Raw genomic sequence first — 14,537 nt, forward strand, 5'->3', positions numbered from 1 at the left:
TGACGTCGTACGACAGGAGCTGGTGGCCCGGCAGCTCGACGAGCAGATAGCCGCGCGCTATCCGGTCGGGCAGCGGCTGCGGGTGCTCGACGTCGGGATGGGCCAGGGCACGCAGGCGCTGCGGCTGGCCCGGCTCGGTCATCAGGTGACCGGCCTGGAGCGGGACGCCACGATGATCGCGGCGGCGCGGGACGCCCTCGCGGGCGAGCCCGAGGGCATCCGGGAGCGGATGCGGATCATCGAGGGCGACGGCCGGGACACGGGAGTGCACTTCCTGCCCGGCAGTTTCGACGTGGTGCTGTGCCACGGCGTGCTGATGTACGTGGCGGAGCCGGACGCCCTGCTGGCGGGGCTCGCGCGGATGCTGGCCCCGGGCGGGCTGCTGTCGCTGCTGGTGCGCAACGCGGACGCGCTGGCCCTGCGGCCCGGTCTGGACGGCGACTGGGCGGGCGCGCTCGCCTCCTTCGACTCGGTGGCGTACCGCAACCGTCTGGGCCTGGACGTCCGCGCGGACCGGCTGACCACACTGACCGACGCGCTGGCCGGGATCGGGGCGCCGCTCCAGTCCTGGTACGGCGTACGCGTCTTCACCGACACGGCACCGGACGGCGCGGAGATCCCGCAGGACGTGGACACGCTCCTGGCCGTGGAGGAACGCGCGGGGCGCACGGATCCGTACCGGAGCGTGGCGGCGCTGCTGCATCTGTGCGGGGTGCGGGGTTAGATCCGGGGGCGGGAGCAGCTCTGCGGCCCCCGGATCAAGCGACCGTGGCCGCGGTTACGAATCGGTGGCGTGCAGGCTCATCGGCCCGTAGATCTCGGTGGCGTCCTCGAAGAGCCGCACCTGGTCGGCGCCGCCCTCCAGGAGTTCCTTCCACTGCTCCCCGATCCAGGACTCGGCGTCCCCCTGGGTGGTGAACTCCTCGGGCTGCACCGCGGGCGGGACCTCCGTCCCGTCGGCCTTCTCGAACCGCCACGTCCATGCCGCCATGTACGCCTCCCTGATGTGAACACGTGCAGAGCAGAAGCCGGATCTTGGTCCGGCTTCTGCTGTGCAGCCTAGTCGGATGCGCAAGACCAGGTCAGACAGGCGAAAATCTGTCCGTGGAAGTCACTCTGCTCGGTACCGGCGCTCCCGCGGGACTGCCCCGCCCCGACTGCTCCTGCGCGGTGTGCGCGCTGTCCCTCGCCGCACACGCGCGTGCGGCGACCGCGTTGCTCGTGGACGGGGCGCTGCTGCTCGACCTCACCCCGGGCGCGGCCTTCGCGGCGGCGCGCGCGGGCCGTTCGCTGGGCGGGGTGGGGCAGGTGCTGCTGTCGCATCCGCACGACGGTCCCGCCGTGGAGGTGCCGGCGGGGCTGCCGCAGCCCGGCCGGGTGCCGGACGGGCGGGAGCTGGCGCTGCTGACGGGGCACCGGGTGCGGGCGGTGGCGATGGACGCGCCGGGCACGGGGTACGCGGTGACCGGCCCGGACGGGCAGCGCCTGCTGTATCTGCCGCCGGGCGGCGCGCCGGCCGGTCTCGAGGAGGGCTCCGCCGAGCGCTACGACCTGGTCGTCGCGGATGTCGTGGGACGCCCGGACGCGCTGGCCAAGCTGCGGGCGGTGGGTGCCGTCACGCCCGCCACGGACGTGGTCGCCGTCCATCTGGACCACGACGTGCCGCCGGGCGCGGAGCTGCGGCGGCGGCTGGCCGCGGCGGGGGCGCGGGCGGTGCCGGACGGGACGACGCTGGTGGTGGGCGGCTACGAGGACACGCCGGACGTGTCCGAGGTGCCGCGGCGGACGCTGGTGCTGGGCGGGGCCCGGTCGGGCAAGTCGGTGGAGGCCGAACGGCGGCTGGAGTCCTTCCCCGGCGTGCTGTACGTGGCCACCGGCGGGACGCGGGGCGGGGACACCGAGTGGGCGACACGCGTCGCCACGCACCGGGAGCGCCGGCCGGGGTCCTGGCGGACGGCGGAGACCTGCGACCTCGTCCCCCTGCTCGCCGAGGACGGGGCCCCGCTGCTGATCGACTGCCTGTCGCTGTGGCTGACGGACGCGATGGACGCCGTAGGAGCCTGGGACGACGCGGTCTGGGCGGACGGCGGCGAGCGTGCCCTGCGGTCCCGGGTGGCGGACCTGGTGGCGGCGGTGCGCGGCGCCCGGCGGACGGTCGTCCTGGTCTCCAACGAGGTCGGCTCGGGCATCGTCCCGGCCACCGCCTCCGGCCGCCGCTACCGGGACGAACTGGGCCGGGTGAACGCGGCGGTGGCCGGCCAGTGCGAGCAGGTGGTGCTGGTGGTCGCGGGGCAGGCGGTGGTGCTGCGGGGGTGAGGGACGCGCGCCCGGGGAGGCCGGGAGGGGCGGTCAGGGGGCCTTGCGGGCGATGACGCGGTAGGCGTTGGAGAAGCGGGTGCGGCGCAGCAGGGGCGACAGGGTGTGGTCCAGGGCGGCGGCCGCGGCGGTGGCCGGGCGGGTCAGGGCGCGCAGCGGGGAGTGGGCCAGCCACAGGGAGACGGCCGTGGCGAGGTCGTCGGGGGTGTGCGGGGTTCGGCGGTCCGTGGCGACGACGACGCAGCCGCGGGCCTCCAGTTCGGTGCGCAGATTGGCCGGCGGGATGAGGTGGAGGTGGCGGGGCTGGTCGTAGGGGTGCCACCACTTGCCGAGGACGGCGGCGGACGCGCTGGTGGGGTCGGGGAGTTCGAGGAGGAGATGGCCGCCGGGGCGCAGGGCGGTGAGGGCGGCGGCGAGTTCCTCCTTGGGGTCCCGGGTGTGTTCGAGGTGGTGGAGCATGCTGACGACGTCGTAGCGGCCGCGCAGCCGGGCGAGGACCTCGGGGGCGGTCAGCCGGCCGACGTGGGCCTCGTCCAGACGTCCCGCCGCGCGGGCCCGTTCGACCCGGGGGGTGGGGTCGAGGCCGTCGAACGCGGTGTAGGTGAACAGTTCCTTGGCCGCGAGGGGGAAGGACGCGTCGCCGGTGCCGACGTCCAGCCAGCTCTCCGGTTCCGGGAAGGGCAGCATCACGCGGGCCGTCGCCCGCAGCCGCCGCCGGCTGAGTCTCCGGTCGCCGTCGGCCTCGTAGAGCGTCAGGCCCTCGGGGGTGAGGCGCGGGTTCTGGAAGGCGTGGGCGCAGTCCTGGCACTCGTCGACCACGAAGGTGCCGGGGCGGCGGTGGCGGAGGTCCGGGGACCGCAGCCGGGTGCGCAGGCGTCGGGAGCCGCACCAGGGACAGTCGTCGCGGCGCGGGTCGTGGATGGGCCTGGGCCGGGCGGACGGCATGAGCGGCTCCGGGAAGGATGGACGAGGGGGACAGCGTGTGCGGGTGGCGACATTCAGCAGCAAAGCGGAACGTATGGGATACGGATCTTGGGTGCAATGACGTCGCCGGGGTGTGGTCACCCTGTGGCGCCATGACGTTCGATCGGGGCCGGTACTGTTCGGCGAATGAGCTCGCTTAATCTCGACGACTTCACCGATCTGATCGAGCGCCCGGACGGCGGAGTGCGCCGCGACGCGGCGGCGCGCCGGGAGCGTCGGATCGTGCCGCCCGGAGCGCTCGGGCGCCTGGACGACCTGGGTGAATGGCTGGCGGCGGCGCAGGGCTCGGTGCCGGTGCGTCCCGTCGTACGGCCGCGGGTGGTGCTGTTCGCGGGCGACCACGGCATCGCCGAGCTGGGCGTGTCGGCGCGGCCCGCGGGCAGCGCCGGGGAGCTGGTGCGGGAGATCGTCGAGGGCGGCCGTCCGGTCGGGGTGCTCGCCCGGCGGCTGGACGTGCCGGTGCGAGTCGTCGACATGGCGCTGGACTGCGAACCGGACGTGTTCCCGCAGGATGTGACGCGCCATCGGGTGCGGCGCGGCAGCGGCCGGATCGACATCGAGGACGCGCTGACGCCCGAAGAGGCGGAGGCGGCGTTCCTCGCGGGCGTCGCGATCGCCGACGAGGAGGCCGACTCCGGTACGGATCTGGTGGTGCTCGGCGATGTGAGCGTCGGCGGGACCACGGTCGCCGGGGTGCTGGTGGCCGCGCTGTGCGGGACCGACGCGTCGGTGGTGACGGGGCGGGGCGGCGAGGCCATCGACGACCTGGCGTGGATGCGCAAGTGCGCGGCGATCCGGGACGCGTTGCGGCGGGCGCGGCCGGTGCTCGGGGAGCAGCTCCGGCTGCTGGCCACCGTGGGCGGCGCCGACCTCGCCGCGATGACGGGCTTTCTGCTCCAGTGCGCGGTGCGGAAGGTGCCGGTCGTCCTGGACGGTGTGGTCGCGGCCGCGTGCGCGCTCGTCGGGCAGCGGATCGCGTTCCGGGCGCCGGACTGGTGGCTGGCGGCGCACAAGAGCGGGGAGCCGGGGCAGGCCAAGGCCCTGGACCGGATGGCGCTGGAGCCCCTGCTCGACCAGGGCGTACGGGTCGGCGAGGGCGCGGGCGCGCTGCTGGCCCTGCCCCTGGTGCAGGCCGCGGCGGCGCTGGCCGCGGAGCTGGGCGAACGGCCCGAGGAGAAGCCGGAGCCGGAAACGGCGGACGGGGAACCGGAGGCGGGGACGGAGACGGAGACGGAGTGACCGAGGTTTCTTGACGGGTCGTCGCTTGACGGGTCGTCGCGCCTAGCGGGATGGCGGGCGAAAACGGGACATATCATCCCCCTTCATGGGACATTCCCGGGTCGCCGCCTCCGTCGCCGTCTGGTATCTGCGTGCCGTCGCGTTCGTCAACTTCCTCAGCGCGGTGTGGGTTTCGCTGGGGCAGGACGTGCGGCGGCACAACCAGGCGGATCTGTTCACGCCGTATCTGCTGACGGCGGGATTCGCCTCCGGGGTCTTCACCGCGTTCCTCGCCGTCACCATGCGGCGGCGCAAGCGGGCCGCCTGGATCCTCAACCTCGCGCTGAGCGGGGCGTTTCTGGCGCTGCTGGCGTTCGCCATGGCGTTCCCGGAGATCCGGCGGCAGCCGCAGAACTGGGTCTCGCTCGGGCTGACCGCCGTCTTCGTGGCCGCGCTGCTCGCCGGGCGGCGGGAGTTCTACGCCAAGGGCGACCGCTCCAACCCGCGGCTCGCCGCGGCCGTCGGCGCCGGCGGGCTGCTGGGCGCCTCGCTGCTGGCCGCCCTGCTGGTGACGGTCACCGACCGCTCGGGCGCCCCCTCCACTTTCGTCACCTTCCTCGACCGCTGGCGCTACGGCACCCTCCGGCTCGTCTCCGTCGCCGCCGAGGACCGTTCCGTCGCCGGGATCGCGCCGCCCACCTGGGTCGACGTCACCGTCAACGTGCTGAGCACGGCCCTGGTCCTCGCCGTCCTGTACGCCGCGTTCCGCTCCCGGCGGGCCGTCGACCCGCTCACCGACGACGACGAGAAACGGCTGCGGGAGCTGCTCGACCGGCACGGCGAGCGGGACTCGCTCGGCTACTTCGCCCTGCGCCGCGAGAAGAGCGTGTGCTGGTCGCCGACCGGGAAGGCGGCCGTCGCCTACCGGGTCGTCGGCGGGGTCTCGCTGGCGTCCGGGGATCCGCTCGGCGATCCGGAGGCGTGGCCCGGGGCGATCGCGCCGTGGCTCGCCGAGGCCCGCGCGCACGGCTGGATCCCGGCGGTGATGGGCGCCAGCGAGGAGGCCGGGACGGTGTACGCCCGGCACGGCCTGGACGCCCTGGAACTCGGCGACGAGGCGATCGTCGACGTCGCCGGGTTCACCCTGGAGGGGCGCGCCATGCGGACCGTGCGCCAGGCCCACAACCGGGTGCGGCGGGCCGGGTACACCGTGCGGGTGCGGCGGCACGTGGACATCCCGGCCGACGAGACGGCCGCCCTGGTACGGCGCGCCGACGACTGGCGGGACGGGGCCACGGAACGCGGCTTCAGCATGGCCCTGGGGCGGCTCGGGGACGCCCGGGACGGCCGGTGCGTGATGGTCGAGTGCACGGACGGCGACGGCCGCCTGCGGGCGCTGCTCTCCTTCGTGCCCTGGGGGCCCGGGGGGCTGTCGCTGGACCTGATGCGGCGGGACCGGGACTCCGACAACGGGCTGATCGAGTTCATGGTGATCGAGGTGCTGCGGCGGGCCGGGGAGATCGGGATCACGCAGGTCTCGCTGAACTTCGCGATGTTCCGGTCGGTCTTCGAACGGGGCGCCCGGCTCGGCGCCGGACCGGTGCTGCGGCTGTGGCGGTCGCTGCTCGGCTTCTTCTCCCGCTGGTGGCAGATCGAGTCGCTGTACCGGGCCAACGCCAAGTACCGGCCGGTCTGGGAGCCGCGGTTCCTGCTCTTCGAGAAGAGCGCGGACCTGCCCCGGATCGGCGTCGCGTCCGCCCGGGCCGAGGGGTTCCTGGACGGGCCGGCGCTGCCGAAGTGGCCGTACCGCGAGGGGAAGCGGCCGTACCGCGAGCCTCTGACGACCCGACGACATGAGCATCTGGAGACCCGAGCATGAGACACCGCCCCGCCCGCTGGGCCCGCGCCGAGTGGGGGCCGCTGTACGAGGCCGTGCGCGGGCCCCTGGTGCGGCGGCGGTGGCGGGCGGTGCCGATGACGCTCGCGGCGGTGTGTCTGACGGCGGTCATACAGGTCGTCCAGAACCGGCCCTGGGGCTACCGGCCGGTCCAGGACCTGGGGGCCGTACGCGCCGAGGACCCTCTCTGGCTCGCCCTGCTGCGCACCCCGTTGTCGCTGTTCGTGCCCGCGCTCGACCTGCCGGTCTGGGGCGCGCTGGCACAGATCCTGCTGGTGTTCGGGATCGCGGAGATCTGTCTGGGCCGGTGGCGCACGCTCGCCGTCGCGTACGCCGCGACCCTCGCGGGCACGCTGTACGCGCGTGTGGGCATCCATCTCGGTGTGCTGCCGGCCTCCGACGCCCAGGTGGTCGACACCGGTCCGTCGGCCGCGGTGGTGGGCCTGGCGGTGTTCGTGTCGCTGCGCCACCACGCGTACGTGACGGCGTCGGCGGTGGTCCTCGCGATGATCGTCGAGGTCCTGGTCAAGCCCAACCTGGCGGGCAAGGAGCATCTGGCGGCGCTCGCGGCGGTGCTGGCGCTGTGCGCGGGCGCGCGGCTGCTACGGCGTCGGCGGGGGCCTTGGCGGGGGTGCCGGGGGCGTCAGCGGGGGCCGGCGGACGCGGTGAGTTCCTCGTCCGTCTTGCCGCCCAGCCAGTCCCCCACGATCCGGCGGGGCCGCAGCCAGCGGCGTTCGTGCCGGTAGGCCCGCAGGATCGCCCGCGCGCGTGCCTTCGGACGGCGCCGGTAGAAGCGCCGGGCCCAGGGCGAGCCCGGCCGGGCCACCCGCATCAGCCCGATCAGTCCCAGGAGCGGCACGAAGACGCTGAAGACCGCCGTCCAGAACTTGCCCTTGGTCAGCACGGCCAGCGAGAACAGGAAGTTGACGACGATGGTCGAGATCACGGTCCCGCGGTCCTGGAGTTCGTCGTCGCTCAGGTCGTCCACACCGAACGGCGAGGCGCCCACCAGGAGCAGCCCCACCAGGGCCGCGGTCAGCACCACGGCCTCCACGCTCTTGCGGCCCTCCTCCGACCAGTACACGTCGTCCAGGTGCAGGATCAGCGCGAACTCGTCCAGGACCAGGCCGGTGCCGATGCCGAAGACGACCGCGAAGACCGCCGCGCCGACGGGGCGCTGACCGCTCCCCACCGCGCCGAAACCCCCGGCGACCGTCAGCACGACGCCGGGGACCACATGGTGGATGTGCAGCCCGCCGGTGCTGATGTTGCCGAAGGGTCCCTTGCCGGCCCGGATGAGGCGGGTGATGACCCGGGTGATCAGGAAGGTGAGCACGAACGCGGTCAGGGCGAGGAGCAGCGGGAGTTTGCCCGGTTCGATGATGTTGCGCTGAAGCCACTGGCCCATGGGCCCAGTCTCCCGGCGGACGGGGTGGGCCGCCCGTCCGTGACGGCGTCCGGGCTACTCTGCGCGCGTGTCCAAGATCCCGCCGCTGGACGGCCTCCGATTCGCCTTCGGCACCCTCACCGTGCTGCCCGTCCGGGTGACGCGCTGGGACCGTACGGCGGCCCGCGGCGGCATGACGGCCGCGCCGCTCGTGGGGCTGGTCGTGGGCGCCGTCGCGGCCGGGCTCGGTCTGCTGCTGCTGTTCCTGGGCGCGGGCCCGCTGACGGCCGCGGTGGGCTCCGCCGCGGTACCGGCCGTCCTCACCCGCGGTCTGCATCTGGACGGGCTCGCGGACACCGCGGACGGGCTGGGCAGCGGCCGGCCCGCGGAGGACGCGCTGCGGATCATGAAGCAGTCGGACATCGGCCCGTTCGGCGTGCTCACCCTCGTGTTCGTGCTCCTGGCCCAGGTGGCGACGCTGGCGCAGCTCTACGACGACTCCTGGACGCGGGGCGCGATCGCGGCGCTCGTCTCGGCGGTCGCGGCCCGACTGGCCCTCACCCTGGCCGCCCGCAAGGGCGTCCCGCCGGCCCGCCCCGAGGGCCTGGGCGCGGCGGTGGCCGGCGTGGTCCCGCTGCCGGGCGCCCTCGCGGTGACGGCGGCCTGCGTCCTGGCCTCGGCCGCGCTGGGCGTCCTGTCCTCCCCGTCCGACGCCCTCCGCACGGCCGCGGCACTCCTCCTCGCGACCGCCACCACCGAACTCCTCCTCCGCCACTGCAGCCGCCGCTTCGGCGGCATCACCGGCGACGTCTTCGGCGCACTGGCGGAAACGGCGGCGACGACGGTACTGGTCATCTCGGCACTGGGCCCGTCCTGACCCTCCCGTGACTTCAGACCGGTGGCCGGCCTGGAGGCCCCCACACGGACACCCCCGCCGAAGCCCGCGCGCCGCCACGGGCCGCCGAACCGCCCGAGCGGATCTGCGCAGCGGCCGGGCCGCCGGGGCCTGGGTGGGCGAGGCAGGGCGGGCGGTTCCCGCCACACGCGCGTGACCTGCCGCCGCAGGGCCCCGGACGCGGCACCCCGGCAAGTCGGCACAGCGGCCGGGCGCCGGGATCCGGGAGGCGCGCTGCGGGCGGTCCCCCACGCGCGCGTGACCTGGCCCCGCGGGCCTCACGTACACGGGCGAGCCGGCACAGCGCCCCAGCCGGGCGGGGTGCCGGGACCCGGTGGGCGGGGCGGTGCGAGCGGTCCCCGCACGCGCGCGGCCTGGCGCCGCGGGCTTGGACGCCGCGCACACCGGCGGGTCGACACAGCGCCCCGGCCCGGCACGGCGGCCGGGACCCTGCGCGGGCGGCGCGGCAGGGCGGTTCTTCGCACGCTCGTGTGTTCTGGCGTCGCGGGTCCCGGATGGGGTTCGGGCGTTGTCGGGGGCGTGGGATTCGGGGTGAGGTGGGGCTGCGTGCATGAGTGGACGGAGCGGCACGCGTAGGCTCGTTGCGGGTTGGGTCTGCCGGTTCGCCGCGCCGGTGGGGTCGACCCCGGTGACGACCGCTTTCGGGGCCCGGATCTAGGGTCGGCTCTCGGGCCCGGTCGACCCACCACATTCCGGCCACTGCAACTCCACATCGGAAGCGAGATTTCACCACCGTGACTGCTCTCACTCTCAGCACCGCCGCGGCGCCCGGCCTGCGGGCCGACGCGATCGTGATCGGTGTCGCCAAGGGTCCGAAGGGCCCGGTCGTCGCCCCGGGCGCCGAGGCCGTCGACCAGGCGTACGACGGCCGGCTGGCCGGCGTCCTGGAAACCCTCGGGGCCTCCGGCGCCGAGGGCGAGGTGACGAAGCTGCCCGCCCCGGCCGGCTTCAAGGCACCGCTCGTGCTGGCGGTGGGGCTCGGCGCGGAGCCCGAGAAGGACGCCTCCTTCGACGCCGAGGCCCTGCGCCGCGCGTCCGGTGTCGCCGCGCGCACCCTCACCGGCTCCAAGAAGGCCGCCTTCGCCCTGCCCCTGACGGACGCCGGTGACATCGGCGCCGTGGCGGAGGGCGTGGTGCTCGGCGCCTACTCCTTCGACGCCTACAAGGAGAGCGCCAAGGACGCCAAGGCGCGCAACGGCAAGGCCCCGCTCGCCGAGGCCGCCCTGCTCGGCGGGAAGCCGCGCGACGCCGCCCACAAGGCCGCGCTCGCCCGCGCCGTCGCCGTCGGCGAGGAGCTGAACCGCGCCCGCGACCTGATCAACATGCCGCCGAACGACCTCGACCCGGCCGCCTTCGCCGCGCTCGCGCAGACCGCGGCCAAGGAGCACGGCATCAAGGTGCAGGTGCTCGACGAGAAGGCGCTCGCCAAGGGCGGCTACGGCGGCATCCTGGGCGTCGGCTCCGGCTCGTCGTCCGCCCCGCGTCTGGTGAAGCTGTCGTACACCTCGGGCACGGCGGACAAGCACCTCGCCTTCGTCGGCAAGGGCATCACCTACGACTCGGGCGGCATCTCGCTCAAGCCGGCCGGCCACAACGAGACGATGAAGTGCGACATGAGCGGCGCCGCGGCGGTCTTCGCCGCCGTCGTCGCCGCCGCGCGGCTGGGCCTCGACGTCAACGTCACGGGCTGGCTCGCCCTCGCCGAGAACATGCCGTCCGGCTCCGCCACCCGCCCGGGTGATGTGCTGCGCATGTACAGCGGCAAGACGGTGGAGGTGCTCAACACCGACGCCGAGGGCCGGCTGGTGCTGGCCGACGCGCTGTGGGCCGCCTCGCAGGAGAAGCCGGACGCGATCGTCGACGTGGCGACCCTGACCGGCGCGATGATGCTGGCGCTGGGCAGCCGGACGTTCGGTGTCATGGCCAACGACGAGGCGTTCCGCACGGCGGTGTTCGAGGCCGCCGAGGAGGTCGGCGAGCCGGCCTGGCCGATGCCGCTGCCGGAGCACCTGCGCAAGGGCATGGACTCGAGCGTCGCCGACATCGCGAACATGGGCGAGCGGATGGGCGGCGGCCTGGTGGCCGGCCTGTTCCTGCGCGAGTTCGTGGGCGAGGGCATCACCTGGGCGCACCTCGACATCGCGGGTCCCGCGTTCAACGAGGGTGGCCCCTTCGGGTACACCCCCAAGGGCGGCACGGGCACCGCGGTGCGGACGCTCGTGCGGCTCGCGGAGCTGACCGCCGCGGGGGAGCTGGGCTAGCCCGCACTTCGGGGCGCGGGGACTGTGCGCCTGATCACGTGGCCGGTCGCGCTCGCGCGGCGGAGCCGCTGATCGGCACAGCCCCGCGCCCCTGGGCTCGATACGTGGGGCGTCTCACATAGGTGCCCCGTGTCTCGTCGGCCTCCGACAAGTGCGAGGATGGGGCTCGGCAGGACAGGGCCCCCACCACAGGGCCGAAGAAAGAGCGGCCGGACACCAGCCGCCGGCGGTCAGCGACGACCGGCGCACGGCGCACATGCATGGAGGACGTGACGTGGCGAACGACGCCAGCACCGTTTTCGACCTAGTGATCCTCGGCGGTGGTAGTGGCGGTTACGCCGCGGCCCTGCGCGGGGCGCAGCTTGGTCTGGACGTCGCCCTGATCGAGAAGGACAAGGTCGGCGGTACCTGCCTGCACCGGGGTTGCATCCCCACCAAGGCCCTGCTGCACGCGGGCGAGGTCGCCGACCAGGCCCGCGAGAGCGCGCAGTTCGGCGTCAAGGCCACCTTCGACGGCATCGACATCGCCGGGGTCCACAAGTACAAGGACGGCGTGATCTCCGGCCTCTACAAGGGCCTCCAGGGTCTCGTCGCCTCCCGCAAGGTGACGTACATCGAGGGTGAGGGCCGACTGTCCTCCCCGACCTCCGTCGACGTGAACGGACAGCGCGTCCAGGGCCGTCACGTCCTGCTGGCGACCGGCTCCGTGCCGAAGTCGCTGCCGGGTCTGGAGATCGACGGCAACCGGATCATCTCCTCCGACCACGCCCTCGTCCTGGACCGCGTGCCCAAGTCCGCGATCATCCTGGGCGGCGGTGTCATCGGCGTCGAGTTCGCCTCGGCGTGGAAGTCCTTCGGCGCGGACGTCACCGTCATCGAGGGTCTCAAGCACCTGGTGCCGGTCGAGGACGAGAACAGCTCCAAGCTGCTGGAGCGCGCGTTCCGCAAGCGCGGCATCAAGTTCAACCTGGGCACCTTCTTCTCGAAGGCCGAGTACACCGCCGACGGCGTCAAGGTCACCCTGGCCGACGGCAAGGAGTTCGAGGCCGAGATCCTGCTGGTCGCGGTGGGCCGCGGGCCCGTCTCCGCCGGTCTCGGCTACGAGGAGCAGGGCGTCGCGACGGACCGCGGCTATGTCCTGGTCGACGAGTACATGCGGACGAACGTCCCCACCATCTCCGCCGTCGGTGACCTGGTCCCGACCCTCCAGCTCGCGCACGTCGGCTTCGCCGAGGGCATCCTGGTGGCGGAGCGTCTGGCCGGCCTGAAGACCGTTCCGATCGACTACGACGGTGTCCCGCGGGTGACGTACTGCCACCCCGAGGTCGCCTCCGTGGGCATCACCGAGGCCAAGGCCAAGGAGATCTACGGCGCGGACAAGGTCGTCGCTCTGAAGTACAACCTGGCGGGCAACGGCAAGAGCAAGATCCTGAACACCGCGGGCGAGATCAAGCTCGTCCAGGTCAAGGACGGCGCCGTGGTCGGCGTCCACATGGTCGGCGACCGGATGGGCGAGCAGGTCGGCGAGGCCCAGCTCATCTACAACTGGGAAGCGCTGCCGGCCGAGGTGGCCCAGCTCATCCACGCCCACCCGACGCAGAACGAGGCGCTCGGCGAGGCCCACCTGGCCCTGGCGGGCAAGCCGCTGCACTCGCACGACTGACCCCTCGGTCGACGAAGCGACGACACAGACTTCCGCAACTCGTAAGGAGCAACCGAAACCATGGCGGTTTCCGTAACCCTTCCGGCGCTCGGCGAGAGCGTCACCGAGGGCACTGTCACCCGCTGGCTGAAGGCCGAGGGTGAACGCGTAGAGGCCGACGAGCCGCTGCTCGAGGTGTCGACCGACAAGGTCGACACCGAGATCCCCTCCCCCGCCGCGGGCATCCTGGCCTCCATCAAGGTCGCCGAGGACGAGACGGTCGAGGTCGGCGCCGAGCTGGCCGTCATCGACGACGGCACCGGCGCTCCCGCCGCCGCCCCGGCCCCGGCCGCCGAGCCGGCCGCCGCGCCCGCCCCCGAGCCGGCCCAGGCCGCGCCGTCCACCGAGCAGGCCGCCCCGGCGCCCGCTCCCACCGCCGAGGCCGCGACCGGCGGCGGTTCCGCCGAGGGCACGGACGTCGTCCTGCCCGCGCTCGGCGAGTCCGTCACCGAGGGCACCGTCACCCGCTGGCTGAAGTCGGTCGGCGAGAGCGTCGAGGCCGACGAGCCGCTGCTGGAGGTCTCGACCGACAAGGTCGACACCGAGATCCCGGCGCCCGTCTCCGGTGTGCTGCTGGAGATCGTCGTCGGCGAGGACGAGACCGCCGAGGTCGGCGCCAAGCTGGCCGTCATCGGCACCCCGGGCGCGGCTCCGGCCGCCGCCCCCGCCCCGGCCGCCCCGGCTCCGGCGCCCGCCGCCGCTGCCCCGGCGCCCGCTCCGGCTCCGGCCCCCGCGCCCGCCCCGGCCGCTCCGGCCCCGGCTCCCGCGCCGGTCGCCGCCCCGGCTCCGGTGGCTCCCGCCGCTCCGGCCCCCGCTCCGGCCCCCGCGCCGGTCGCCGCGGCCCCGGCCGCCCCTGCGCCCGCCGCGCAGGACACCGACGAGGGCGCCTACGTCACCCCGCTGGTGCGCAAGCTCGCCGCCGAGAACGGCGTCGACCTGGCCTCCGTCAAGGGCACCGGCGTCGGTGGCCGGATCCGCAAGCAGGACGTCATCGCCGCCGCCGAGGCCGCGAAGGCCGCGGCCGCCCCGGCGCCCGCCGCCGCTGCCCCGGCCGCCGCCGCCCGCAAGGCGCCGGCGCTCGAGGCGTCCCCGCTGCGCGGCCAGACCGTGAAGATGCCCCGCATCCGCAAGGTCATCGGCGACAACATGGTCAAGGCGCTGCACGAGCAGGCGCAGCTCTCGTCGGTCGTCGAGGTCGACGTCACGCGTCTGATGCGGCTGCGGGCCCAGGCGAAGGACTCCTTCGCGGCCCGTGAGGGCGTCAAGCTCTCCCCGATGCCGTTCTTCGTGAAGGCGGCGGCCCAGGCGCTGAAGGCCCACCCGGTCATCAACGCCAAGATCAACGAGGCCGAGGGCACGATCACCTACTTCGACACCGAGAACGTCGGTATCGCGGTGGACTCGGAGAAGGGCCTGATGACCCCGGTCATCAAGGGCGCCGGCGACCTCAACATCGCGGGTATCGCCAAGGCCACGGCCGACCTGGCCGGCAAGGTCCGCGGCAACAAGATCACTCCGGACGAGCTGTCCGGCGGGACCTTCACCATCTCCAACACCGGTTCGCGCGGTGCGCTCTTCGACACGATCATCGTGCCGCCGGGCCAGGTCGCGATCCTCGGCATCGGTGCCACGGTCAAGCGTCCGGCCGTCATCGAGACGGAGGAGGGCACGGTCATCGGCGTCCGCGACATGACGTACCTGACCCTGTCCTACGACCACCGCCTGGTCGACGGCGCCGACGCGGCCCGTTACCTGACCGCGGTGAAGGCGATCCTGGAGGCCGGCGAGTTCGAGGTCGAACTCGGCCTGTAACCCCCTCGTGGCCGTACCGCATGGGCCCTCGTCCGGAGCTTCTC

At 74.0% G+C, this 14,537-nt stretch carries 12 protein-coding genes; 9 read left to right on the forward strand and 3 right to left on the reverse strand.

Features of this window, described 5'->3' with window-relative positions; translation table 11 throughout:
- Positions 1–22: 22 nt before the first annotated feature.
- Positions 23–724: a methyltransferase domain-containing protein gene (locus AFM16_RS11345; protein ID WP_030794529.1), complete on the forward strand. Its 702-nt coding sequence runs from the start codon at positions 23–25 to the stop codon at positions 722–724.
- Between the two features lie 54 nt (positions 725–778).
- On the opposite strand, the gene AFM16_RS11350 is transcribed toward AFM16_RS11345, so the two are convergent.
- Positions 779–991 (reverse strand): hypothetical protein, encoded by a 213-nt coding sequence (locus tag AFM16_RS11350; protein WP_030794525.1) that lies wholly within the window; start codon positions 989–991, stop codon positions 779–781.
- Between the two features lie 113 nt (positions 992–1,104).
- On the opposite strand from AFM16_RS11350, the gene AFM16_RS11355 reads away from it, so the two are divergent.
- A complete protein-coding gene (locus tag AFM16_RS11355) occupies positions 1,105–2,316 on the forward strand; it encodes a bifunctional adenosylcobinamide kinase/adenosylcobinamide-phosphate guanylyltransferase (protein ID WP_078633212.1) in 1,212 nt (403 codons plus the stop codon).
- A gap of 33 nt (positions 2,317–2,349) precedes the next feature.
- Here the strand turns inward: AFM16_RS11355 and AFM16_RS11360 are convergent, their stop codons facing one another.
- The gene (locus tag AFM16_RS11360; RefSeq protein ID WP_078633213.1) at positions 2,350–3,261 is read right to left on the reverse strand and encodes a class I SAM-dependent methyltransferase; all 912 of its coding nucleotides are present in this window, start codon (positions 3,259–3,261) and stop codon (positions 2,350–2,352) included.
- 165 nt (positions 3,262–3,426) lie between these two features.
- On the opposite strand from AFM16_RS11360, the gene cobT reads away from it, so the two are divergent.
- The 3 genes from cobT (at position 3,427) to AFM16_RS39335 (ending at position 7,161) form a co-directional block, all read left to right on the forward strand.
- Complete coding sequence (cobT, locus tag AFM16_RS11365; RefSeq protein WP_078633214.1) at positions 3,427–4,539, forward strand: nicotinate-nucleotide--dimethylbenzimidazole phosphoribosyltransferase; 1,113 nt, start codon at positions 3,427–3,429, stop codon at positions 4,537–4,539.
- 85 nt (positions 4,540–4,624) lie between these two features.
- Positions 4,625–6,397, forward strand: a complete 1,773-nt coding sequence (locus tag AFM16_RS11370; protein WP_078633215.1) for a phosphatidylglycerol lysyltransferase domain-containing protein — start codon at positions 4,625–4,627, stop codon at positions 6,395–6,397.
- Positions 6,394–7,161: a hypothetical protein gene (locus AFM16_RS39335; protein ID WP_179123264.1), complete on the forward strand. Its 768-nt coding sequence runs from the start codon at positions 6,394–6,396 to the stop codon at positions 7,159–7,161. Before AFM16_RS11370 ends, AFM16_RS39335 begins: the two co-directional genes overlap by 4 nt.
- On the opposite strand, the gene AFM16_RS11380 is transcribed toward AFM16_RS39335, so the two are convergent.
- A complete protein-coding gene (locus AFM16_RS11380; protein WP_030794512.1) occupies positions 7,059–7,823 on the reverse strand; it encodes a hypothetical protein in 765 nt (254 codons plus the stop codon). The genes AFM16_RS39335 and AFM16_RS11380 overlap by 103 nt on opposite strands.
- 67 nt (positions 7,824–7,890) lie before the next feature.
- Between AFM16_RS11380 and AFM16_RS11385 the strand changes: the two genes are divergently transcribed.
- The 4 genes from AFM16_RS11385 (at position 7,891) to sucB (ending at position 14,493) form a co-directional block, all read left to right on the forward strand.
- Complete coding sequence (locus tag AFM16_RS11385) at positions 7,891–8,679, forward strand: adenosylcobinamide-GDP ribazoletransferase (RefSeq protein WP_078633216.1); 789 nt, start codon at positions 7,891–7,893, stop codon at positions 8,677–8,679.
- A gap of 773 nt (positions 8,680–9,452) precedes the next feature.
- Positions 9,453–10,979 (forward strand): leucyl aminopeptidase, encoded by a 1,527-nt coding sequence (locus AFM16_RS11390; protein ID WP_078633217.1) that lies wholly within the window; start codon positions 9,453–9,455, stop codon positions 10,977–10,979.
- Between the two features lie 274 nt (positions 10,980–11,253).
- Positions 11,254–12,642 carry a dihydrolipoyl dehydrogenase gene (gene lpdA, locus AFM16_RS11395; RefSeq protein ID WP_030794500.1) on the forward strand — a complete coding sequence of 463 codons (1,389 nt, stop codon included), beginning with the start codon at positions 11,254–11,256 and terminating at the stop codon, positions 12,640–12,642.
- 60 nt (positions 12,643–12,702) lie between these two features.
- Complete coding sequence (gene sucB, locus AFM16_RS11400) at positions 12,703–14,493, forward strand: 2-oxoglutarate dehydrogenase, E2 component, dihydrolipoamide succinyltransferase (RefSeq protein ID WP_078633218.1); 1,791 nt, start codon at positions 12,703–12,705, stop codon at positions 14,491–14,493.
- The last annotated feature ends 44 nt before the right edge of the window (positions 14,494–14,537 follow it).

It is taken from the genome of Streptomyces antibioticus (genome assembly GCF_002019855.1).
Lineage (GTDB): Bacteria > Actinomycetota > Actinomycetes > Streptomycetales > Streptomycetaceae > Streptomyces > Streptomyces antibioticus_B.

What these genes read in the sequence shown, in the direction of transcription:
- AFM16_RS11350 (WP_030794525.1), bottom strand. Translation starts at nt 991, where the DNA reads ATGGCGGCATGGACGTGGCGGTTCGAGAAGGCCGACGGGACGGAGGTC.
- sucB (WP_078633218.1), top strand. Translation starts at nt 12,703, where the DNA reads ATGGCGGTTTCCGTAACCCTTCCGGCGCTCGGCGAGAGCGTCACCGAG.
- AFM16_RS11380 (WP_030794512.1), bottom strand. Translation starts at nt 7,823, where the DNA reads ATGGGCCAGTGGCTTCAGCGCAACATCATCGAACCGGGCAAACTCCCG.
- cobT (WP_078633214.1), top strand. Translation starts at nt 3,427, where the DNA reads ATGAGCTCGCTTAATCTCGACGACTTCACCGATCTGATCGAGCGCCCG.
- AFM16_RS39335 (WP_179123264.1), top strand. Translation starts at nt 6,394, where the DNA reads ATGAGACACCGCCCCGCCCGCTGGGCCCGCGCCGAGTGGGGGCCGCTG.
- AFM16_RS11370 (WP_078633215.1), top strand. Translation starts at nt 4,625, where the DNA reads ATGGGACATTCCCGGGTCGCCGCCTCCGTCGCCGTCTGGTATCTGCGT.
- AFM16_RS11360 (WP_078633213.1), bottom strand. Translation starts at nt 3,261, where the DNA reads ATGCCGTCCGCCCGGCCCAGGCCCATCCACGACCCGCGCCGCGACGAC.